The organism is Pseudomonas sp. R1-43-08, from assembly GCF_003852255.1.
Classification (GTDB): Bacteria; Pseudomonadota; Gammaproteobacteria; order Pseudomonadales; family Pseudomonadaceae; genus Aquipseudomonas.
In genome coordinates this window covers 239,867-261,504 of the sequence record NZ_CP027734.1, presented here as the reverse complement: position 1 = coordinate 261,504, position 21,638 = coordinate 239,867, and the positions used below count along the sequence as shown (strand labels likewise).

The following is a 21,638-nucleotide window of genomic DNA, read 5'->3' as shown; positions in this document are numbered from 1 at the left end:
TTCTATCGAGAAAAGCGCTGGGCTCAAAGCTCTGCGAAACACTCTTCAATGATTGCCAAGCCTTTGTCCAGCAGTTCGTCCGGCGAGGTCAGCGGCACCAGTACGCGCAATACGTTGCCGTAGGTACCGCAGGACAGCAGGATCAGGCCCTTGTCACGCGCCTTGACCACCACGGATGCAACGGCAGCGGCGTTCGGTTTGTGGCTATCGCCATCTTCGAACAACTCCACGGCAATCATCGCGCCGAGGGCACGCACTTCGCCGATTACCGGGTATTTGGCCTGGATGGCCTTGAGGCCGGTTACCAGGCGCTCGCCGACGGCCTTGCAGCGGTCCAGCAGGTGCTCTTCTTCGAACACTTCCATCACCGCCAGCGCGGCCGCGCAAGCGATCGGGCTACCGGCGTAGGTACCGCCCAGGCCGCCTGGGGCGATGGCGTCCATGTATTCGGCCTTGCCGCAAACACCGGCCAGCGGGAAACCACCGGCGATGGATTTGGCGAAGGTGGTCAGGTCGGCGGCGACGCCCATCTGTTCCATGGCGAAAAAGGTGCCGGTGCGGCCGGCACCGGTTTGCACTTCGTCGGCGATCAGCAGGATGCCGTGCTTGTCGCACAGTTCGCGCAGGCGCTTCATGAAGGTTTTCGGCGCGACGTAGAAACCGCCTTCGCCCTGCACCGGCTCAATGATGATCGCAGCGATATCACGCGGCTCGGCATCGTTCTTGAAAATACGCTCGATGCTGGCGATGGCGTCGTCGTCGCTCACGCCGTGCAGTTCATTGGGGAACAGCGCACGGAACACGCCGCCCGGCATCAGGCCCATGCCCGCCGAGTACGGCACGACTTTACCGGTGAGACCAAGGGTCATCATGGTGCGGCCGTGGTACGCACCGGTGAAGGCGATCACACCGGCACGGCCGGTGGCGGCGCGGGCGATTTTCACGGCGTTCTCGACCGCTTCGGAACCGGTGGTGACCAGCAGGGTTTTCTTGGCGAAATCACCTGGCACCTTGGCGTTGATTTTCTCGCACAGCTCCACGTAAGGCTCGTAGGCCAGGACCTGGAAGCAAGTGTGCGTCAGCTTGTTCAGCTGCTCGGTCACCGCCGCGATGATTTTCGGGTGCACGTGGCCGGTGTTCAGCACGGCGATACCGCCGGCGAAGTCGATGAACTCGCGACCTTCAACGTCGGTCACGGTGGCGTTCTTCGCGGATTCGGCGAAGATCGGGTGAATCTGGCCAACACCGCGCGGTACAGCGGCTTCGCGGCGTTTCATCAGGGAAGCGTTGGTCTTGCTCATAAAGTCCTCATTCGCCGCTCATCGGGCGGCGTGGCTCAAGGATAGGTGGCGGGGAGGCAACTACGGCAGCATGCGATGATCGACTGCCACAGCTTTCCGGCCACTGCGAATAACGGCGTGAAACACGCAAAGGGACAGCGCTCTCGTGCCCTCTGCGTTTACTGCAATCCCTTACCGGTCAGATGCCCAGGCAGAGGTATTTGATTTCCAGGTAATCCTCGATCCCGTACTTGGAACCTTCACGGCCCAGGCCCGAAGCCTTGATGCCGCCGAACGGCGCCACTTCGTTGGAGATCAAGCCGGTGTTGACGCCGACCATGCCGTATTCCAGGGCTTCAGCCACACGGAAGACACGGCCGAGGTCGCGCGCGTAGAAGTAGGACGCCAGGCCGAACTCGGTGTCGTTGGCCATCGCGATCACTTCGGCTTCGTCTTTGAAGCGGAACAGCGGTGCCAGTGGGCCGAAGGTTTCTTCCTTGGCCACGGCGGCGTTTTTCGGCACGTCGGTCAGGATGGTCGGCTCGAAGAAGTTGCCTTCCATCGCCTTGCCACCGGCCAACAGTTTGGCACCTTTGCTCAGGGCATCGGCGATGTGTTCCTGGACCTTGGTCACGGCCTTTTCGTCAATCAGCGGGCCGGTGGTGGTGCCTTCTTCCAGACCGTTGCCGATCTTGAGCTTGGCCACGGCCACTTTGAGTTTTTCGGCGAACGCGTCGTAGACCGAATCCTGGATGTACAGGCGGTTGGCGCAGACGCACGTCTGGCCGTTGTTGCGGTACTTGGAGATGATCGCGCCTTCGACAGCCTTATCCAGGTCGGCGTCGTCGAACACGATGAACGGCGCGTTGCCGCCCAACTCCAGGGAGACTTTCTTGATGTCCTTGGCGCATTCGGCCATCAGTTGGCGACCGATTTCGGTGGAGCCGGTGAAGGACAATTTACGCACGATCGGGTTGCTGGTCAGCTCGCCACCAATGTCGCCGGCGCTGCCGGTGACCACGCTCAGCACGCCTTTCGGGATGCCGGCACGGTGTGCCAGCTCAACCAGGGCCAGGGCCGAGAACGGGGTTTGCGACGCTGGCTTGATCACCATGGTGCAACCGGCGGCCAGGGCCGGGCCGGCTTTGCGGGTAATCATCGCCGCAGGGAAGTTCCACGGGGTGATGGCAGCGGTCACGCCGATCGGCTGCTTGATCACGATCAGGCGCTTGTCGGGCTGGTGGCCGGGAATCACGTCACCGTAGATGCGCTTGGCTTCTTCGGCGAACCACTCGATAAAGGAAGCGGCGTAGACGATTTCGCCCTTGGCTTCGGCCAGCGGCTTGCCTTGTTCGAGGGTCATCAGGCGGCCGAGGTCGTCCTGGTTTTCGATCAACAGTTCGAACCAACGGCGCAGCTTGTTGGCGCGCTCCTTGGCGGTGAGTGCACGCCAGGCCGGCAGGGCCTTGTCGGCGGCTTCGATGGCGCGGCGGGTTTCGGCGGCGCCCATCTTCGGCACGGTGCCGAGAATCTCGCCCGTGGCCGGGTTGTTGACCTTGATGGTTTGACCGTTGTCCGCATCGACCCAAGCGCCATCGATGAAGGCTTGCTGGCGGAACAACTGGGTGTCTTTAAGCTGCATGTCGGCTTTCCTTAACAGCACCGCGCGCACGCGGAGCGAATTAGAGTTGTTGAAAGGCGCCTGGTGGGCTGCCGTCAGGGAAATCAGCCTCGCTGCGCAAGAACCAATAAAGTGCGCACGGGAGACAGAGCGTTTGAAATCTCAAACGAATCCTAGGAGCAATGGGGGTACAGGGCAATAGGATGTTCGAAAAAAAGAACAAAAACGGCATATCCGTCAGACCTTTCTGATCAGCGTAGTTGCACTTGGTTTCACTGCACTGATCGATGGCCCCCGGCCCAGAGCCTGCACGCGGCGGATTCCTACACTTAAAGGCCCAAAGACCGGCATGGACGCCCAAGGTCGACATGGGTATGATGTCGCCCGCACAAGCATCCGTAGCTCAGCTGGATAGAGTACTGCCCTCCGAAGGCAGGGGTCGTGGGTTCGAATCCCGCCGGGTGCACCATATAGCAGTCTCGGGCTGTCTCAGACAGTCTACGAAACACCCCAAGAAGCCCGCCCCGTGCGGGCTTTCTTGTTTCTGGCTATCCGTCGCCTGTAATCGCGACGACAAGGTCCACAACTGGGGCGTTTTGGTCGAATTCGATTACCCGGACGGCGCCAAAAAGCGCTGGAACATTCCAGCCCGAACCATGGCTGGCGACTTCGGCAAGGACGTACTCGGTCCACCGGTCGGCATGGGCCTGGGCCTCGCGGGAACCCGATAAGGGCGCAATGCCCGCAACGACCTGCAGAGTTATCTCGGCGGCTTCGACAGCGCCCAGCGCGCACGATTGGTGACACGCCTGGCTGGCACGACAATGCTTCCTATTGCCCGAACAACAGATCGACTCGCACGCCGAACACCTGCATTTTTATAAAGCCGGTGCGCAGTTGCCGCCGATCAGCGAGGCGGGTTCACTGGAGCAATGGCAGCAGCAAATCGGTGCGCTGTGCGTTGGCAATCACCGCTTGGCGTTTGTCGTCTCTGTGGCCTTTGCAGGACCTTTGCTGAATCTGCTCGGGCATGAGTCAGGCGGGTTCCATCTCTACGGCGACAGCTCGGCGGCAAGACCACCCACTTGCAGGTTGCTGCCTCGGTCTATGGCGGGCCGCGTCTGGTGAGTTCGTGGCGCTCCACGGATAACGCCCTGGAGTCCATCGCCGCTGCACACTCAGACGGGTTCCTGGTGCTGGATGAGATCGGCATGTGCGACCCGCGCATTATTGGCGAGACGGTTTACATGCTCGGCAACGGCACCGGTAAGGCCCGAGCGAATGATCGAGGACAAGCGGGCCGACAGGTGCAAGAGTGGCGCTTGCTGTTTCCCTCGACCGGCGAGAAGACGTTGGCGCAGCACATGGCAGACGCCAACAAGGAGCTGAAAGCGGGTATGGAGGTGCGCATGCTGGCCGTGCCAGCGGATGCCAGCAAAGGGCTAGGCATGTTCGATGTGCTGAACGGTTTTGAAGACGCCGCCGCCCTCTCCGATGCGCTCAAGGCCCGTGTAGCCAAATACTACGGCACGCCTCTCACCGCCTTCCTGCACGCACTGTGCGCGCCTGGGGGAATGCTCAGGTGGTCGGTGATCGTTCGCCGCACGGTGGAGCAGTTCATAACCCAAAACCTGCCCGCCTCGGCCAGCGGGCAGGCCCAACGCGCCGCCCTTCGCTTCGGGCTCGCAGCAGCGGCCGGTGAGTTGGCCAGCGCCTTCGGCGTTACCGGCTGCTAACGCCGAAGCTCAAAAGGCAGCAAAAAACCTCACGGCTGCGGCTGAGCATCACCGCCGCCAACAACTGCTCATCACCGCGATGGAGCAGGAGCTAGTGACGATTGATCAGCACATCACACAGGCACAAAAAGAACATGCAAAGATCGAAAAAGAAGCAACAAATCTTGCCACTACAGTGTTAGAAGAAAAGTGGAACGAGGCCGCGAAAGCGCTGCTGGAAACCGGCGGCAAGCTATGGGCAGCACACAACCTGATTAATCGAGATCCGGTTGCATTGATGAAACTAGCTATCCCGGAACAGGGCGAGCACTTTGGAAGCTGGACTTGGCAAGAACTTGCAAATCTCTCTCGCCAACACAGCTTGACTGACCTGTTGACAGCCTAACCTGAAACTAACCGGAGCAACTTGTAATACAGGTTGCTCCGTCGCCCGTTTTAAAATAAGGAGTTGGGTTGGACTGAGAGCGCCTCGAAGTGAAATATTTACCAGAGTAACTCCAAATTTTATAGACAGTAAAAAACTTCGCGAGCGACCACTAACAGCCCCCACTTCTCCGGCACTTACACTACGTGACTATCGCAAGTGCTTAACCATAAATGACCCATCACATGAGATAAAAACCGACGAAGATATGACTTCTCAAACTTCTCACTGCCAAATTTTTACCCAAGCTGTTAGAGCAATAAAAAACGCTCACGCGTTCAATTACCACTACATTCAGGCAATCAGTGCACGGAAAAAGGCCGTTGGCGAATACTGAACGGCCAAATAAGTATAATTATATTTTATTACCATCGGGTAACCGCAGGATTTTCCATTATGCCCCTTGAATAAAGGGCCGCTCGGCCAACCCTACAATGCACCACATGAAGAGCGACATTTCAGACCTCCGCCTCTAACCATTTGGCAAGCAGTTGATTGCTCTGAACTGGCGCGTTAGAACGTTCCCGCCAGCTTCTCATAAGTGTTTGCATCATCAAACCCAACTGATAGTTATCCCTATACATATGAAAACAGTTTCCAATTAGCGCCATCGCTCTTCGGTCATCATGTTTCAAATGCAACTCACTAAAAATCATAATCGATCTTATAAACCAAGTGGGCGAGTCAGAAGCAACAAACTCAGTCACAACCAAATCTAAATCATTCGAGTAGAAGAACGCTCTAGCCTCACTGCTTTCTGAAAAAACTCTAGAAAGAGACAACGCCAACGCAGCCCGTCGAATTTCAGAAGATTGCGCCCTATCCAAATACAATCCTTCCAAAACAGACGCAGAGAGACCAAAATCATCCAAAGTATTCGAAGTGTAAGAAAATGTTGGCTTATAATGTGGTCGACGATTTAGTGAGTCACCGAAAGGAAGTCTAATTATTAGTGCCTCAGCAAAAACAGGTAACCATCTCGCCTCCCTATCCAAATCAATAGAAAATGGAATTATTTCAGAATGAGTGACATATTCCTTTTCCAACCCGAGATCACAGCCAGTTAAATACTCTCGCAGGGCAACGCCATTATCCGGAAGCAGATTAAACAATTTACCCCATTGAAGAATGTAATTACCAACCCATCTCGGCTCACTATAGAAGACCTTCTCAATACAAGAAACAAATTTCGGCTTAGAATATTGCCCCTTACGATCAGCTATATCATCCATCCAAATCTCAAGTACTAGAGTTGGATAATCGCGACATATATTACTCCAACCGTACTCCGTATAATCGCCCTCAATAGAAATTTCCTCACTATGAGCGGGCAAAATCTCCGCCCCCATACGTCCAGTCTCTATAAGTTTTATAAAGTCTCGCTCGGACATATTATGCAGTAGTGTTAGTTGATCTCCGCACTGACGCCTCCAGGGAGCCAGTGGGATATATGTAGACAATGAGGAAGGCAGAACTTTTGATAACATGCCAAATAGCGAAGAAAGCTTTATAACCTCACAAAGATTTTCGTGAGTTTTATTAGCTGCAAACAAAATAATCGAATTAACGAACTTCAGTAAAGGCCCAAGATTTTCCGACGAAGGCACAGAAAACTGCAAGACGTCGGAAACCGATTTAGTTCTCCAACTAAACTCAGGCGCCTCTAACTCCATACCTTTATAAATGTTTTTGACCTTAGGATTGCGCCCACTAACACTTTGCCGGTTAATACTCTTGAATCCGACATCAAGAAGAGCAAACATTAATTTAGTACTAGCTGGCGAAAGCCTTTGAAAGGCTGCAGTACGAAACAACATAAAAGCGTTGTTAGCCAAAAGATTTATCGGCTGACTATAATCAAAATCTTTACGCAAACTTATTGACAACACAAAATCCAAAGTCCCAACCACAAACCACTCTTTAGGTGGAGCTATATCACTTGCAGCTGAAATACTATTCGAATTTCGAATCTTTCTGTAAAACGTACTGTAAATAGCTTGCAGACATTTATTACTGGAAGCTTTTATTTTCTCTAAAACATCTGAAGTCCTAGGATGTTCGTCTGGAAGTGTGCATATCAGTGCAAGCGCAGCGCCAATACTTTCACTTTCGCTCGCCTCGAATAAGTGCTCAATCATAGCGTTTAGAAACCACGACTGGCTATTAGGATGCTTTTTAACGTTAAGCAATCTCAATATGGATTTGTCCGTGGACGCATATATTGGAGTTAACACACTTAAGAAATTTTGCCTTAGTCGTTTGTCTTGCTCAAGCACACCTTCGTTTAATAGCCTTATGCCCAGCAGCGCCCCTATAGCCATACGCTTAGACAGAATCTTTTCTAGATGACAATTACCGGCATTGTCAGCACTAGCTAATACTTTAGTTGCTAAGGCGAGCTCGGTTCTCCGCCCATTAACAACAAGAGCACTCAAAGAAAAGTGCATTACTTCACGCCAATGCGCATCCGTACATATAGCCTCCATTCGCGAGGTCATCTCTTCAGGCGAAGTCTCACTATAGATGAACTCGCCAGCAAAAAACTCCTGCAACTGCCGAACATCAAACCTAACGGTATTACTACTTTCTGGCGTATTCACAAAAACAAGACGTTCGGTGGTAGCCTCCATCAATGCCTCGACAACACCATCCACATTTTCATCAATTAGCATCGATGTAGTTTTATGAGCAAGCTTTTCGAAATCAGCCTTCTCAAGTGTAGTTTCAGCCCCTCTACTATCTTCCGCAAGTGCATGCAGAACAATACCCAATCGAGTATGAATTGCCTTAAGCAAGGTGTCATCTTCACGCAGAAGCTTTGAAATTCGCTGATCTTGGAAATCTTTTTGGCTCTCCCGCTTTTTCATTACCTTGTAAAAATTATCAAACAGCTCCCATCTTTTCTCAGGTGGCCGACCACCATCGCGCACAACTACGGCCATAATATGAGACTGCAGTGGAGTAGTCATCAGCTCCAAAACCTGTTGAGACTGCATTGCGCTCTTGAGAACCTCAACCGAATATTCAGCCTCTGTTTCAGTACGATCAAACTTAACTACAGCCGAAGCGCAAGCCAGTGCAATAGGTGCAGGCAATTGAGAAAGCACTGCTACAGTTGCATCCAACTTGTCGAACTGCCCAGAATATCCTTGGGGTCTCGTAGTACATAATATAAGCGCGTCAGCGTCAATAAGCGGCAGCATTTCATCAACAAACCTGTTAATTTCATCAGCAACTTTATCTTTGACGTCATTTGGCACTTCATCTAGGCCATCAAAATTGATAAACCAACTTTTAAGGCCAAGTGCGCGCTTTACTGTACCCGTTAAAACCTTTTGTTCTGTTTTAAGGCTAATTCTCTCTGATATATAGGAGAGTATACCTCTAGGCTCAGAGTCTGGTTTAGAACCATACCAAGCCGCAAAATCTTTCAACTCTATCGTAATGGGCACCCTTGGAGTTTCGCTCCAAAAGCCCTGAGACTGCGCCACGACTTTAAATTGCTCGGCGACAACTCGCGTTGCATGCGTAACGACAGGGCCTCCTTTTTCAAGTATTAACGCTGCCCGTTGAATCTGTGCAAAATACTGCCCGGCTGTTGACTTTCCTTGCCCGGGTCCTCCCTTAAGCAAAATTATTCTAGATCTCTTAGCTACCTTACACCACTTACGCCAAGATTCCCTATCATGCCCCACGCAGAAACCTTGTGAATATTAGAAGAACTCGATACAAGAGCAGAAAGAATTTCCGAAGAGTGATCTCCAGCCTGCGAGATAAAAGGAAGATCTACAAATAGCTCATGAATCTTAGGTCTAGTATTTGAAGAAGATCCGGCTTGCTCTAGCTTGGTATAAATTTGCTCATTAAATTGCCCCACAACTAAGTGTTCGACAATGCTTTTTAACTGACTGCTTTTATCATTCAGCTGATCATACAAACTAGTTATTACATGCCCAGGTGTTAGAAAGTGACCAAAATAGCTTGCTACAGAGGGGTCAGCGGCAAGAAAGTCTAAAATTCTCCTCCCCCCCCATATATCAAATTTTATTTTTGCGTCGAGCGACTCTTTAACTATTTTATAAATTTTGTCGAAAGCACCGGTCTCGGGAACTCCAGAAGGATCAATATTTGTAGCTATGATCCATACATCTGGAATTTCTCTAGCCGAAGTAGGATTATTGAAACTCTTGATCTCCTCGCGAACTTGCTTGATTAGCCACTTTTGCGGATCCCCACTTAAATGAGGTTTATGAAACTTTGACTGTATATACCAAATTCCAGCCCACCTAGTTTTGTTACTCGGATATGCTGCTTCACCTTCAAAGTATCCATCTCGCCCCCGTCTGAACCAGGCGCGAAACCCGCAACCCCTTGCCCGAGAACTTTCATGGCCAAAAAATTGACCATATTCTCAAAAGCGTTTGGATCCAGCTGTGTAAGATCGTAACTATTTGACATATGTTATATCCCTTAACTTAATCATTTGATCCATAAAAAGCACAATCTACCGCAAAGATGAAGAAAAGCTACAGCACGAAACCCGAGAAAACTCTCTAAAATACTACATATAAAAATTCGCGCATTACTTGGAGAGCAGTCAAGGTAAAAATATTAATTTATTAGTTTATATACTCTAACGCACGCGTGGCGACCAATTGTAATCAAAAAAACGCCGTTCGGGGTATATTTATTTTGACCCTGATGGCAATACATCACAGCTGGCTTTAAGCATGCAATCCCACGAAAAACCGTCGAACACTCCACAAAAATACAAATGATGTAAGGGTGATTTGAGTAGTTTTTTCAAGGACTTACTGACGCAGAAAAGCTACTGCGACACGGCATAGGCTGACGATAGAGTGAACCCGATAATCTTTTGCGCGTTGGTTTGAATCTCGTTTAGCGTCGTAAACTTGGGATTGAATGTGGTGATTATTTGGGTGGCTTCACTGATAAACCTGCGATTTGTTCGCAGAAGCAAAGTCAATTGCCATCCTTCACCGTCGCAGCTAAGTGGGGGCTCAATAGGGACCATCGTTTCGGCTGGATTCGGTGTAGACCTGTGATCGTCGAGAGCCTCTGCGAGCCAACACCGGCGCCCTTTTCTACCGATGCAACGGCGACTTATCGCTTTAATTAACTGCGCCGATCCAGAGCAGCTTTATTCTTGAGAGATGCTCAGGACAGTGCCAAAGAAACCTTCCCCCGTCTCAGCCAACACACTGAAGCGTAACATCATAGGCGCCGGTAACACGCCGTCGCAATGACAGAACAAGAACGTGTAACGCATAGTAATCTGTTTAAAATCAATCAGTTAAAGACAAGCGTAACGAGAGTAACACGCGTAACAGACCTTTGAGGGGGACCCCAAGCCCCATAGTGTCTTCTCCTACGAGGATAGCTCGACAATGCTTCTGGCTGATTAGATCGCGGGGGCCACTGCGCCTGCCAGGCAGTACTTCCTAGACCTGTTGACGCGGGGTGAGCCCCTAACACCACGGTTCAAGCCGTGTGGGTGCTCACTGTCTTGCACCAGTACAGCCACCTTTACCGAAGCTGTAACGATGATCCTTTTTCTTCAAGATGCTTTCAATTTCAACGATTGAAATTTCAGTAACTTCCACCATCTCCCGCTAACTCGATCCCGCGGGTTTCATGCCCCGTGTTGACAGCAACATGTCAGGGTCCCCAGCAGCTCAATGGGTTGTGACTGGATCACGAGCTCATCTGAACCCGGTCAGGATGACCCCAATAGAAACCGAGTCATACGGCTATGTCTGGTGGAAGCATTCCGCCATACTCCCGACGACTATAACGCGTCAGCGGCAGGGAGCAGTTCACATGAGAAGGCGGTTAATCAATACACTGGTGGCGGTAACCACAGCGCTAGCGCTCACCGGATGCGCCAATGGCTACAAAGAGTTTTACATCCCAGCCTCTGGTGTATCGCCTGAGTTCATCTCAGCTAATCGTGCTTCAGCTGCTCCCGCTTTACCTGTCATTGAAAGATCGCCCTTTGGTGACCTGGAAAAAATAATTGCAGGTTACTCAAAACGAGGATACGTGGTTATAGGCGAGTCGAGCTTTAACAGTGGCGAAAACGTTTCTGAGGACCACGCGCTGAAACAGGGTGCTGCAGTGGGAGCGGATCTGGTCCTAGTATTCGTTCCTCAGTACACTGGGTCCGTAACCTCAAGCATGCCTCTTACTACTCCGACAACGAGCACCTCGTACACCACAAGCAGTGCGAACGCCTATGGGCCGGGTGGTCAAGCCACTGCTTTCGGTAATGCATCGACTACGACTTATGGAAGCACCACGACCTATATTCCTATTACCCTTAATAGGTCTGACTATGGCGCCATTTATTTTGTAAAGGGTAGGTTTCGCGTCGGTGCGTTCGTCCGCAATCTCAACGACTTGGAGAGACAACTACTACAGACGAACCAAGGTGTAGTCGTAACCACAATCGTCGACGACAGCCCTGCCTACAAAGCCGACATCTTGGCAGGCGACATGATTGTGGCGATGGATGGAGAAAGGGTCTCAAATCAAGAGAGCTTTACAAGAATGGCTACGGTGCGTGCCGGGCGACTCATCAACCTGTCACTGATTCGTAATGGGAAACCCATCGAAAAGAGCCTGCAGGTAGGTAAGTGATTGACCTTGAATCGCCATTTTTTTCAACTGTGGGCTCCTCTAGGAAGCACCGCCGTGTATGCCTAACCAAGGATTGATAGAAAAGCCCCCATAAATAGGGCACCAAACCTATCGGTTCAAACGACGCCGGGGCACCAGATATGAATGAAAAAGCCCCAGCTCGAAAGACCTAGGGCTTTTTCGTATATGCCAATTCAACGCTTCCGCAACGCCTCCAACCTCCCCGGCAAATCCTCCTCCGGAAAGCGCTTATGCAGCGCCAGCAGCTTCTCATCAGCCGCCTTGCGCTCTCCCGCCTCACGCAACTTCACGATGGCCTGCAGCTCCTGCTCCAAAGACGGCAATGCAACCGGCGCGGCCTTGCTGAGTTTTACCGTTGGCGGAGCCGCCAGTGTATCTGCGGTTTCAGCCTGAGCTGGCGCACTTTCAAGCCTGGGTGCCGCTGCCATTCGGGCCATTGGCGCGGGGGCGGAGAAGGCTTGCGGCGTTGGCTGGGCGGCGTCTTGGTGGCGCAGGGCGGAGAATGTCGCGGTGGAGATTTCGGGCTGCGGCATGGGGGAGCGTGTGAGCACGCCGATCATCAGCGCTAAACCTGCGACGGTGGCGAATGCCATTTGCCAGCGTGGGCGTTGGCAGGCGTGCAGCCAGCGTTGCCACAGGTTCGGTTGTGGCGCCGGGGCTTCGCGGCGGGCGGTGTTGAGGATGAAGGCGTCGAGGGACGCGGGGGGTTCGCCGGTGCTGTGTTGACGGTAGTGCTGGAGCAGTTCGTCGTCTGGGGTGGGTCGAGTGTCAGTCATACGGTTACCTCGTCGGCCAGCAGGCGCCGCAGTTTTTGCAGGGCGTAGCGCAGGCGGCTTTTTACGGTTTCCAGCGGGGCGCCGGTGAGGGCGGCGATTTGCGGTACTTCAAGTTCGCCGTGCAGGCGCAGCAGGAAGACTTCGCGCTGGTCTTCGGGCAGGTCTTGCACGGCGGCGTCGAGGCGTGCCTGGTCGCGGCTCAGGCTCAGGTGTTGCTCGGGGCCGGCGCTGTGGTCGGCCTGGGCGTGCAGTTGCTCGTCGTAGCTGTCGTGCAGCGGGTTGTGGAGGCCGTGCTTGCGCCAGTGGTCGATCAGGCGGTTACGCGCGATCTGGAACAGCCACGTACGAAAACTCGCGCGGCCCTGTGGCTGGGTGGTGCTGCGGATCAGGCTGAGCCAGGTGTCCTGGTAGATTTCCTCGGCCAGTTCGGGTTTGTTGCACAGGGACAGGAGGAAGCGGTACAGGCTTTGGCGGTGCCGGGCGTACAAGGCTTCGAAAGCAGCGGCGTCGCCGGTGCGGTAGCGGGCCAGCAGCGATTCGTCGCTGGGTGGATCGTCTGGGACGGCCATGTGCTGGGGTGAACTCCTTTTGTCAGCCGAATCAAGATTAACGGTGGGAAGGGGCTTGCCCTAATGCCAGTCAGTTAAGGCTTTTTGTAGGAGCGAGCTTGCTCGCGAAGAACTCAAAGCCACCGCGTTTATCCAGAATGAACGCGTCGCCTGGACGTTTTTCGCGAGCAAGCTCGCTCCTACAGTGAGCCCCGTTCGCTTAACTGACTGGCATTAGGGCTTGCCCTCCCACATTGGACAATGTTGCGTTCGAGGTCAGGGTTTGAGGCTTTGGGCCAGTTCGACCAGTTGTACGAACTCGTTGCGCAGGCCGAACGGGTCGTCGCCGCAGGCTGAGCGGGCCAGTTTGGCGGTGTCCTGCAAACCCATGCTGCCAGTGTAGCGGCCATCGCCCTTGAGCTGTTGGGCGAACGCGGCTACGGCGGCGCTGAAGCGCAGGTCGTCGCTGGCCGGGGTGGAGGGGTTGGCGATGGGGCGTTCGATCAGTCGGCTGTTGCCGCCCGCTGCGGGCTTGTAGCGTACCCGTAGCATCGCCAACTCGGCAGACGTGCCTTCGGTTGTCGGCGCAGCGGCGTATCGCAAAGGCTCCAACCAGCCCTTCTCGCCCTTCGGTACGATTTCGTACAGCGCGGTCAGCGTGTGCGCTGCGCCGATTTCGCCGGCATCGACCTTATCGTTGTTGAAATCCTCACGCTTCAAGGCACGGTTTTCGTAGCCGAGCAGGCGATACTCGCTGACCTGCGCCGGGTTGAATTCCACCTGCAATTTTACGTCCCGTGCCACCACCGCCAGCGTTGAGCTGAGTTGGTCTACCAACACCTTGCGGGCTTCGCGCAGGTTGTCGATGTACGCGTAGTTGCCGTCACCGGCGTCGGCCAGTTGCTCCATCAGGTGCTCGTTGTAGTTGCCCACACCGAAACCGAGGGTGGTCAGCGAAACGCCGCTTTTGCGCTGGTCGACGGCCATTTGCTTGAGGCTGTCGAAGTCGCTGATGCCCACGTTGAAGTCACCGTCGGTGGCGAGCAGGATGCGGTTGATGCCCTTGTCGATAAAGCCTTCGCGGGCCATCTGGTAGGCCAGTTCGATACCGGACGCGCCAGCGGTGGATCCACCGGCGGTGAGTTGGTCGATGGCGTTGCGGATGGTGGTTTTGTCACGCCCGGAAGTCGGCTTGAGCACCACGCGGGACTCGCCGGCGTAGACCACCAATGACACGCGGTCCTGATCACGCAATTGTTCCACCAGCAATTTCAGGGTGCTTTTGACCAGTGGTAAACCTTCGCGACGGTCCATCGAGCCGGACACATCCACCAGAAACACCAGGTTGGCCGGCGGCAGGTCCGCCACGGCGCGGTCGGACGCTTTGATGCCGATGCGCAGAAGTTTCGTACGCGGGTTCCACGGTGTGGCGGCGACTTCGGTCGTGACGCCGAAGGGTGAGCCATCGGTAGGCAATGCGTAGTCATAGGGGAAGTAATTGACCATTTCCTCCAGGCGCACCGCGCCTTCGGGCGGCAGGCTACCTTGGTTGAGGAAGCGTCTGACGTTGGCGTAGCTACCGGTGTCGACATCCACGCTGAAAGTGGAGACGGGGGTTTCGGCGACGCGATGCACCGGGTTGTCGGGCAGGTTGGCGTATTGCTCGCGGGGTTCGCTGCGGTAGTCCATGGTCGCCGCCTCCCGCATTTGCATCGGTGCAGGCATGGCCATGCGCTTGACCAATGCGCCCTGGGCCGGCGCACGCTGAAGTTCGGCGGCGGGCTCAGCAGGTTTCGCCAGGTCAGGCGAGGACGACAGCCCGCAACCGGCCAACGCCACCAGCAGGGTAAGGGTGAAGCCTTGGGCAGCAGGGCGCAAGAAGAGCAGAGGGCGGGACATGGGCTGAACCTCGTGAGTGAATAGTCCGTTCACAAGGTCAGACGCGGGGAATGTGGGGTTCGGGTTAACACACGCAATTTAGGTGACAGCAGAAATCAGTGTGGGAGGGGGCTTGCTCCCGATGGCGGTGGGTCAGCCACCAGATGCAGTGGCTGACACTAAGCTATCGGGGGCAAACCCCCTCCCACATTTGATCTGCAGAGCCTATCAGTCCGTGCCGTATTTCGGGTTACGCGGGCCGTAGAGGATGCCGGTGCGCTGCCCGGCCGATAGCAACCGTGCGCTGGTGATACCCGCAATCGGGTGCGCCGCGTCGGTGGAGCTGTTGATCACTTGCTTGACCGCCGCTGTAATCAACATACCCACCAGGCCACCGCTGTTATTGTTGCCCTCCTCGCTCGACGCACGCGCCGTGCCGGTCCACAGGGTGGTGCCGGTGCGCAGGTCCACCAGTTTGGCCGAGGCGGTCACGGAGGTGTCGCTGGAGATCAGCATGTACTTGGTGCCGTACTCGCTGACGGTGATGTACAGCGCGGCGTCTGCACCAAAGATGTCATGCAGCTTGGCCGGCAGTACGGCCTGGATATCGTTGGCGGTGGTCAGGCCGTTCTGGCGGAAGGTTTCGTCCACCAGGGCGATCGGCAGCACGTAGTAGCCGGCTTCGGCCAACGGGTAGGTGACTTGCGACACCAGGCTGTAGGACGCCTGCACTTCCGGTGACTCGTTGATCGGCGGCAGTACCAGGATCGACTTGGGCCGCGCCTGTTTGTAGGCTGAGTAATCAAACGTCTTGGGCGCCGCGCAACCGCCGAGCAAGGCCAGGGCCAGGAGGGCGCCGGTGAGTTTTAACAGGCTCATTTGGTGGCGACTCCGGTCTTGGCGTTTTTCAGCAGAAAGTCCATGTAGGCGGCCGACTCAGGGAACAGCGCCTTCTCGGTACGAAACTCCTGCACCATCTGGTCGTCCTTGCCCATGTTCATGTACAGCATGCCCAGGTGCGCGTGGTAACCCGGCGGCGCTTTGCGGCCGGTGGCGTTGATCTTTTGCAGGTCGCGCTCCAGTGCCTCGACCTGCGCTTCCTTGGGCTCGCCCTTGAAGTATTCGTAAACCTGCGGCTGGTAGCTCTCCCATTGATACAGGGGCTGGGGCGCCGTCTGGCACCCGGTTACCGTCGCGATTGCTGCCAGCGTCAGCGCCAACTTCACTGCCTTGCTCATCCGTGTACTGCTCCTTGAGGTGTTGCTGATCAGTTACGTGGGTTCCAGGCGCCGGCGTTGATGCCGTCCACCAGGCGGTTGATCGCTTCGCGCATGGCCAGGTCAAGCACCTTGCCATTGAGGGTGGAGTCGTAGCTGGCGGTGCCGCCGAAGCCGATCACTTCACGGTTGGACAGCGCGTACTCACCGGCGCCCTGGGTGGAATACACCACTTCGGAAGTGTTGATGTTGACGATATTCAACGCGACTTTGGCGTAGGCCACTTGGGTCTTGCCACGGCCGAGGATGCCGAACAGCTGGCGGTCGCCGGTTTCCTTGCGGCCGAACTCGGTCACATCGCCGGTCACCACGTAATCAGCGCCCTTGAGCTTCTGCACGGTGCCTTTGATTTTGGCTTCCTGGGAGATTTCGCCCATGTTGTCGCGGTCCAGCACGCTGAAGCGGTTGGTCTGCTGCAAGTGGGTGATAAGGATAGTCTTGGCCTGGCCACCGAGGCGGTCGACGCCGTCGGAAAAGATACCGCGCATGTAGCTGGAGCGGTTGTCGAACTTGCCCACGGCAATCGGTACACGCACGCCGGAATAGGCCACGCTGGCGCTGGCGACTTGCTCAACCGGCATTGCGCGGTTGCTCTCGGTGGCGCAACCGGCCACGGTCAACAGCGCTGCGGCGGTGAGGCCCGACAGCAGGATTTTGGACAGTGTCTTCACGTGTTGCTCCTAAAGTGAGAATCGGCAGAGCGCAGGGCTGCGGCCATTTTCGGGGAGGGGAACACGTGCGTCTGTATTCATCCCTGAACCTGTCGTGCCGCAACGGCTGCGGCATTTTACGGGGTTGAGAGCGGTTCTCAAGGTGTTTTGAATAAACGCAGGGTTAAGTGATGAATGGGGCTGCTTAGGGAGGGAGGGAAACCGGATCGGCCTAAAGTTCTGAGCCGACGTGCCGAGACCCTGACCTGGTTCATTCATTAATAGGGATATTGCGTGTTGAAAATCCTCTTGCGGGCAGCGGCCCTCGTTGCCGCACTGTCGATGACCGGCTGTGTGTCCTACACCGTCACCGGCCCCATCGGCGCCCCGTTACACCCGGCTTCTGTCAGCAGCCCGCGCAGCGCGCAAATCGCTGATGTGACGGTGAACGCCGCCGACGTCAACGACGCCAACAAAACCGCGATCAGCCGTTCATTGACGCTGCAGCTTAACCAGTACGTGCGCGCGGCCGGTTACTTCAAGCAAGTTACCGAGTACCCGGTGCGCCTGGGTGAGCAGGATGTTTCGCTCAAGTTCAACATGACGTCGCTCAAGGGCCATCGCGGCGTGCACCCCGGTTATGTACCCGGCGCCTTGCTGACCTTGACGATCTGGATCTGGGTCAACGGCCCGATCTACGTCGATACCTTCGACCTGGCCGGCGACCTGGTGATCGTCGACCGCGACGGCAAGGAACTGGCCAGCAGCAAACAAGAGGTCAAGTTCGAGCGCAACGTGGGCCTTTACGGTCGCGAATACTGGGCCCCGACCATGGGCGCCAAACAACTGAACGAACTCGTCGCGCAACTGCTCGACACCGCCACCGCCAAACTGGCCAAACCGTAACCGCAGGGAGCACCACATGAAAGGATTGATCAAGCACGGCCTGGTACTCGCGGCAGTCTTGCTGACGGGCTGCGTGTCTTACTCGCAACACGAACTGCCACCAGTACAGACCTGGCCACCCACCGCCAACGCGCCCGCACACAAACCTACGGCGTACGTGCGCACCACCGGGCTGAACCAGATCAACGGCGGCCCCGCCAACGCCGCTGCCAGCGCACCTGCCGCCCTGTGGGAAAAAGCCGTGGCGGATGGGTTCCGCCAGTCCAACCGCTTTGCACGGGTGAGCACCGACAAGGTCGACTCGGACATCTACGCCGACGCCACCCTGTACAACAACGAACAGTTCAGCATGGCCTCGGCGATCATCACCGGCGTGACGTTCTTCATCATTCCGTCCACCGCCAAGAACACCTTCACCCTGGAAACCGTGTTCAAGGACAAAGACGGCAAGGAGTTGGGCCGGGTCAAGAAGAGCGAGTCGGTGCGCACCTGGATGCACCTGGTGCTGATCGTGGGCATCCCCTTCCAGGCAGACACCCGGGAAGTGGTAGAGGCGTTGACGCGCAGCACGCTGGATGAGGCGGTACAGCGCAAGTTGTTCTGACGGATTCACACAAATCCAAATGTGGGAGGGGCTTGCCCTAATGCCAGTCAGTTAGGGCTTTTTGTAGGAGCGAGCTTGCTCGCGAAAAACTCACAGGCACCGCGTTCATTCAGAAAGCACGCGTTATCGTTGACGTTTTTCGCGAGCAAGCTCGCTCCTACAGACGGCGGTGTACGCTTAACTGACTGGCATTAGGGCTTGCCCCCGATGGCGGTGAGTCAGTCAACACATCATTGACTGGACCACCGCTATCAGGAGCAAGCCCCCTCCCACACTTGTTTTGCGGTGTTGCTTAGAACGCGTATCGCGCCTTGAGCATGACGCCGTCAGCATCGAAACCGCTGCGTGCCTGGCGGGTGTAGCTGGCGCCGACGGTGAAGTCCGAGACCTGGTAGTTCACGCCCACACTGGCTTCATAGCTGTCACGCGCCACCGACGCGCCGGTCACGGTAAACGGCGAACCACCCGCCACGAAGCTGGAGGTTTGCGCGACGCGATCACCCATCAGGTCGTGATAGGCCATCAACGTGGCTTCCGGTTGCAGCGTGCCGGCACTCAACGGCAGGTTGGCCGCCAAACGCACACCAGCACCCAACTCGCCCACTTCATAACGCTGCGAAGCCGTGCTCAACGCCGCCGACGAACCTTTCTCGGTAAAACCATCCATGCGCACGTTGGCATACCGCGCCGCCACACGCGGCTCGATCACCACCGCCTGGGATGGCTTGAAGCTGTAGCCGCCGATCACGCTGGCCGCCAACACATTGCTGTCGTAGCTGCCCTTGGCCGTGGTGCCCGCGACGTGGCGCTTGCTGTCGTTCTCGTTATGACCGTAGCTGAGGCTGCCATCCACGAACCAGTTCTGCAGCGCCCAGTTGCCGTACAGCGACAGCGCGTGGCCCTCGACGTCGGTCTTGTTACCCAGGTCCGAATGAATATTCGAATTGAGGTAGCTGTACGCCACGCCCAGGGTGGTGGTGTCGTTCACACGACCGTCCACACCCACCGCCATGCCGCTGCTGTTGGCCGAGTAACCGTTGTTGCCGCCACGGCCGTCCTGGTCCATGTTGCTGCTCAGGCCCTGCACCCACACGCCGCCGACCTGGTGGCTTTCGCGCTGGTCAGTGAGGCGATTGAAGATCGCGCCGTTGACCACGGTTTGCCCCGATAGCGCCACATCGAGGGCGCCACGGTTGACGTCCGGGGTGAGTTGGTCGGCGAGTTGCGCCAGTTGCTGTGCCGTCCCGGCGTTGGCCAGGCTCTGGAACACCGGATCGTTTTGGTTGAGCTGGCCGAGCACATCGTTCTTCAACACGTTAACGGCGGTTGCGGCCGACGCCCCCGCGCTGGCACCCGCCAGTTCCTGCTGCACCTGCTGATCGCTTTTCACCGCCACCACGGCCTTGACCGTCTGCGCATCGGCCGAGTAGCTGAGCACGTTCAGCAACGACGACGCACTGGCCACGGCCACGCCGTTGTTCTGCACGTTGGTGGCTTGCAGCAAGGTGTATTGCGTGCCGGATTTAGGCGCGGCGAAGTCGCCCGGGTTGGCGCTGACGGTCAGCTTGGAGGCCTGGGCCAGATTGGCCGTGCCGTTGACGGTGAGATACGGCGTGGTCGGCACCACGCTGTCGGACAGGTGCATATCAATGCCCGCGCCGCTGGCCACATTCAGATTGCCGGTGATAGCGGTGCCAGGCGCGGACAGGTTCAGCGAGCCCGAGTTGACCGACACTGGCGCGATGATACGGCTGCCGGTGAAACCTGCCTGGCCGTCGACGTTGACGGCGTTGAGGTTGAGCAGGTCGCCGGTGATTTTGCCGCCGGTCCAGTTCAGGCTGGCGAGGTTATTGGCGTCGACGGCGATGCCGCTGTTGCTGCGGATTTCGCCGGCTTGCTGGTTGATTTCAAAGCTCGCAACCTGCTCGGCCGCATCCACCTGGATCGCAGTGCCGTCGGCGGTGATGAGGCCGCGGTTGACGATACCGCGCGCGCCCGTGGCGCTGTTCTGCGCAAAGCTGGCGCCGGACAGGTCGAAGGCATTGGCCGCCGCGCCTTTGGCTTCAATGGTGCCGGTGTTGAGGATGTAATCGACGGTGCCCGCGTAAAACGTCAGGCCCTTGGCTTCATTGCCGTTGGCGGAAATCAGGCCACTGTTTTCGATGCGCAGGGGGTTGGTAGCGGTCTCAACTTCCATACCCCAGGCGCCATTACCTGTGGCGATAATCGAGCCCGAGTTGAGCAGCTTGCCGCCGATGGTGGTCGGCGTGCCGCTGTTGACGTCGAGGACCAGACCGATCGCTTCCGGGCCGGCCATATCAATCACGCCAGTGTTGGAAACGTCACCGGCAACCGTGGTGCCGTGCAGGTAAATACCCTCACCACCGCCCAGGTAGCCGGGAAAGGGCTCGGCGCTCACCGGCGGCGTGGAACGGATGGTGCCGGAGTTGATAACGCTGCCGCCAATGGTGGTAGCGCCGATTTCAAGCCCTTCATAGGCGCCATGGGTCATCAGGATATTGCCCGCCTGAACCACATCCCCAGTGATTGTGCCGGGGTTCAGACCGGAAGGACCAGACCAGAACATCGGGTCGATGGCGATGGCGCGAATGGTTTTGCCCTGTGAGTCCAGCGTGATGTCTGCGCGGTTGATCAGCGAGCCTTGAATGTTGGTGTTCACAAATCCGAGACCGGCGGGGTCAGTGGTGCCGGAATTGACCACCTCGGAAAACTTGCCGGTAATGGTTACCGGCTCGTTGAACGTCTCATTGGCCCAAATATTCTTGCCCTGACCCAGGTCGAACTCTACTGCCAGCACCTGGGTGCTGATCGCGCCAACCATGATTGCCAACAGACTTTTCTGGAACTGCTTGCGCTTCATTTCAAACTCCATGAACTACAGGTCAAAACCGCCAAGAGGCCCGGCGGCAGTAGGTGTGCTTTGGGAAAGGATCAATCGATCCGAATGATGCCTCCAACGTCCCTGGGAATCGCAGGCGCGAGCCGGTGCACCGCAGGCGGTGGCAGAAAGGGGTCGTAAGAGGGAAAGGTTCACATCAATCCTTAATGTCATTTGAAAACGCTGCAGTCCATGCAGCCCGACCGATTGCGGGTGGGCGGGGTAAAGACACTGAGATAAACAAAATGTTCAAAGCTATAAGCGGCACGCCCCAACACCGCCCACCCTGTAGGAGCGAGCTTGCTCGCGAAAATCGTCAACGATAACGCGAGCAACCAGAAAAAACGCCGCCTGGGCG

At 56.2% G+C, this 21,638-nt stretch carries 14 protein-coding genes, 1 tRNA gene and 1 pseudogene; 6 read left to right on the top strand and 10 right to left on the bottom strand.

What is annotated here, in order from left to right:
• Positions 1 to 23: 23 nt before the first annotated feature.
• Together gabT and gabD are read right to left on the bottom strand one after the other, a co-directional pair.
• On the bottom strand, positions 24 to 1,301 hold the full coding sequence (gene gabT / locus C4J87_RS00995) for a 4-aminobutyrate--2-oxoglutarate transaminase (protein WP_124365374.1): 1,278 nt from the start codon (positions 1,299 to 1,301) through the stop codon (positions 24 to 26).
• Between the two features lie 178 nt (positions 1,302 to 1,479).
• Positions 1,480 to 2,922: an NADP-dependent succinate-semialdehyde dehydrogenase gene (gabD, locus tag C4J87_RS00990; RefSeq protein WP_124365373.1), complete on the bottom strand. Its 1,443-nt coding sequence runs from the start codon at positions 2,920 to 2,922 to the stop codon at positions 1,480 to 1,482.
• Positions 2,923 to 3,293: 371 nt separating this feature from the next.
• Here gabD and C4J87_RS00985 point away from each other — a divergent pair.
• The 3 genes and pseudogenes from C4J87_RS00985 to C4J87_RS00975 all read left to right on the top strand — a co-directional run bounded on the left by C4J87_RS00985 (position 3,294) and on the right by C4J87_RS00975 (position 5,022).
• Positions 3,294 to 3,370 (top strand) — tRNA-Arg (locus C4J87_RS00985).
• A gap of 85 nt (positions 3,371 to 3,455) precedes the next feature.
• A pseudogene (locus C4J87_RS00980) lies at positions 3,456 to 4,631 on the top strand (DUF927 domain-containing protein); the annotation flags it as partial.
• Positions 4,600 to 5,022: a hypothetical protein gene (locus C4J87_RS00975; protein WP_256679944.1), complete on the top strand. Its 423-nt coding sequence runs from the start codon at positions 4,600 to 4,602 to the stop codon at positions 5,020 to 5,022. The pseudogene C4J87_RS00980 and the gene C4J87_RS00975, both read left to right, overlap by 32 nt.
• Positions 5,023 to 5,519: 497 nt before the next feature.
• On the opposite strand, the gene C4J87_RS00970 is transcribed toward C4J87_RS00975, so the two are convergent.
• Entirely contained in the window at positions 5,520 to 8,693 is a 3,174-nt protein-coding gene (locus C4J87_RS00970; protein WP_124365372.1) for an NACHT domain-containing NTPase, read from the bottom strand.
• A gap of 2,209 nt (positions 8,694 to 10,902) precedes the next feature.
• Between C4J87_RS00970 and C4J87_RS00965 the strand changes: the two genes are divergently transcribed.
• Positions 10,903 to 11,721: a PDZ domain-containing protein gene (locus C4J87_RS00965; RefSeq protein WP_124365371.1), complete on the top strand. Its 819-nt coding sequence runs from the start codon at positions 10,903 to 10,905 to the stop codon at positions 11,719 to 11,721.
• A 194-nt stretch (positions 11,722 to 11,915) separates the two neighbouring features.
• On the opposite strand, the gene C4J87_RS00960 is transcribed toward C4J87_RS00965, so the two are convergent.
• From C4J87_RS00960 to C4J87_RS00935, 6 genes are all read right to left on the bottom strand, one after another.
• On the bottom strand, positions 11,916 to 12,518 hold the full coding sequence (locus C4J87_RS00960) for a hypothetical protein (protein WP_124365370.1): 603 nt from the start codon (positions 12,516 to 12,518) through the stop codon (positions 11,916 to 11,918).
• Positions 12,515 to 13,087 carry an RNA polymerase sigma factor gene (locus C4J87_RS00955; RefSeq protein ID WP_124365369.1) on the bottom strand — a complete coding sequence of 191 codons (573 nt, stop codon included), beginning with the start codon at positions 13,085 to 13,087 and terminating at the stop codon, positions 12,515 to 12,517. The genes C4J87_RS00960 and C4J87_RS00955 overlap by 4 nt, the downstream gene beginning before the upstream one ends.
• A 255-nt stretch (positions 13,088 to 13,342) precedes the next feature.
• Complete coding sequence (locus tag C4J87_RS00950) at positions 13,343 to 14,965, bottom strand: VWA domain-containing protein (protein ID WP_124365368.1); 1,623 nt, start codon at positions 14,963 to 14,965, stop codon at positions 13,343 to 13,345.
• Between the two features lie 207 nt (positions 14,966 to 15,172).
• On the bottom strand, positions 15,173 to 15,823 hold the full coding sequence (locus C4J87_RS00945; protein ID WP_124365367.1) for a DUF799 domain-containing protein: 651 nt from the start codon (positions 15,821 to 15,823) through the stop codon (positions 15,173 to 15,175).
• A complete protein-coding gene (locus C4J87_RS00940; RefSeq protein WP_124365366.1) occupies positions 15,820 to 16,182 on the bottom strand; it encodes a DUF4810 domain-containing protein in 363 nt (120 codons plus the stop codon). The genes C4J87_RS00945 and C4J87_RS00940 overlap by 4 nt, the downstream gene beginning before the upstream one ends.
• 29 nt (positions 16,183 to 16,211) lie before the next feature.
• Positions 16,212 to 16,892, bottom strand: a complete 681-nt coding sequence (locus tag C4J87_RS00935) for a CsgG/HfaB family protein (protein WP_124356516.1) — start codon at positions 16,890 to 16,892, stop codon at positions 16,212 to 16,214.
• A 273-nt stretch (positions 16,893 to 17,165) separates the two neighbouring features.
• Between C4J87_RS00935 and C4J87_RS00930 the strand changes: the two genes are divergently transcribed.
• Together C4J87_RS00930 and C4J87_RS00925 are read left to right on the top strand one after the other, a co-directional pair.
• A complete protein-coding gene (locus C4J87_RS00930) occupies positions 17,166 to 17,777 on the top strand; it encodes a hypothetical protein (RefSeq protein ID WP_124365365.1) in 612 nt (203 codons plus the stop codon).
• Between the two features lie 16 nt (positions 17,778 to 17,793).
• Complete coding sequence (locus tag C4J87_RS00925; RefSeq protein WP_124365364.1) at positions 17,794 to 18,381, top strand: hypothetical protein; 588 nt, start codon at positions 17,794 to 17,796, stop codon at positions 18,379 to 18,381.
• Between the two features lie 292 nt (positions 18,382 to 18,673).
• On the opposite strand, the gene C4J87_RS00920 is transcribed toward C4J87_RS00925, so the two are convergent.
• Positions 18,674 to 21,262 carry an autotransporter outer membrane beta-barrel domain-containing protein gene (locus tag C4J87_RS00920; protein WP_124365363.1) on the bottom strand — a complete coding sequence of 863 codons (2,589 nt, stop codon included), beginning with the start codon at positions 21,260 to 21,262 and terminating at the stop codon, positions 18,674 to 18,676.
• Positions 21,263 to 21,638 lie beyond the last annotated feature (376 nt).

What these genes read in the sequence shown, in the direction of transcription:
- gabT (WP_124365374.1), bottom strand. Translation starts at nt 1,301, where the DNA reads ATGAGCAAGACCAACGCTTCCCTGATGAAACGCCGCGAAGCCGCTGTA.
- gabD (WP_124365373.1), bottom strand. Translation starts at nt 2,922, where the DNA reads ATGCAGCTTAAAGACACCCAGTTGTTCCGCCAGCAAGCCTTCATCGAT.
- C4J87_RS00965 (WP_124365371.1), top strand. Translation starts at nt 10,903, where the DNA reads ATGAGAAGGCGGTTAATCAATACACTGGTGGCGGTAACCACAGCGCTA.
- C4J87_RS00960 (WP_124365370.1), bottom strand. Translation starts at nt 12,518, where the DNA reads ATGACTGACACTCGACCCACCCCAGACGACGAACTGCTCCAGCACTAC.
- C4J87_RS00955 (WP_124365369.1), bottom strand. Translation starts at nt 13,087, where the DNA reads ATGGCCGTCCCAGACGATCCACCCAGCGACGAATCGCTGCTGGCCCGC.
- C4J87_RS00950 (WP_124365368.1), bottom strand. Translation starts at nt 14,965, where the DNA reads ATGTCCCGCCCTCTGCTCTTCTTGCGCCCTGCTGCCCAAGGCTTCACC.
- C4J87_RS00945 (WP_124365367.1), bottom strand. Translation starts at nt 15,823, where the DNA reads ATGAGCCTGTTAAAACTCACCGGCGCCCTCCTGGCCCTGGCCTTGCTC.
- C4J87_RS00940 (WP_124365366.1), bottom strand. Translation starts at nt 16,182, where the DNA reads ATGAGCAAGGCAGTGAAGTTGGCGCTGACGCTGGCAGCAATCGCGACG.
- C4J87_RS00925 (WP_124365364.1), top strand. Translation starts at nt 17,794, where the DNA reads ATGAAAGGATTGATCAAGCACGGCCTGGTACTCGCGGCAGTCTTGCTG.
- C4J87_RS00920 (WP_124365363.1), bottom strand. Translation starts at nt 21,262, where the DNA reads ATGAAGCGCAAGCAGTTCCAGAAAAGTCTGTTGGCAATCATGGTTGGC.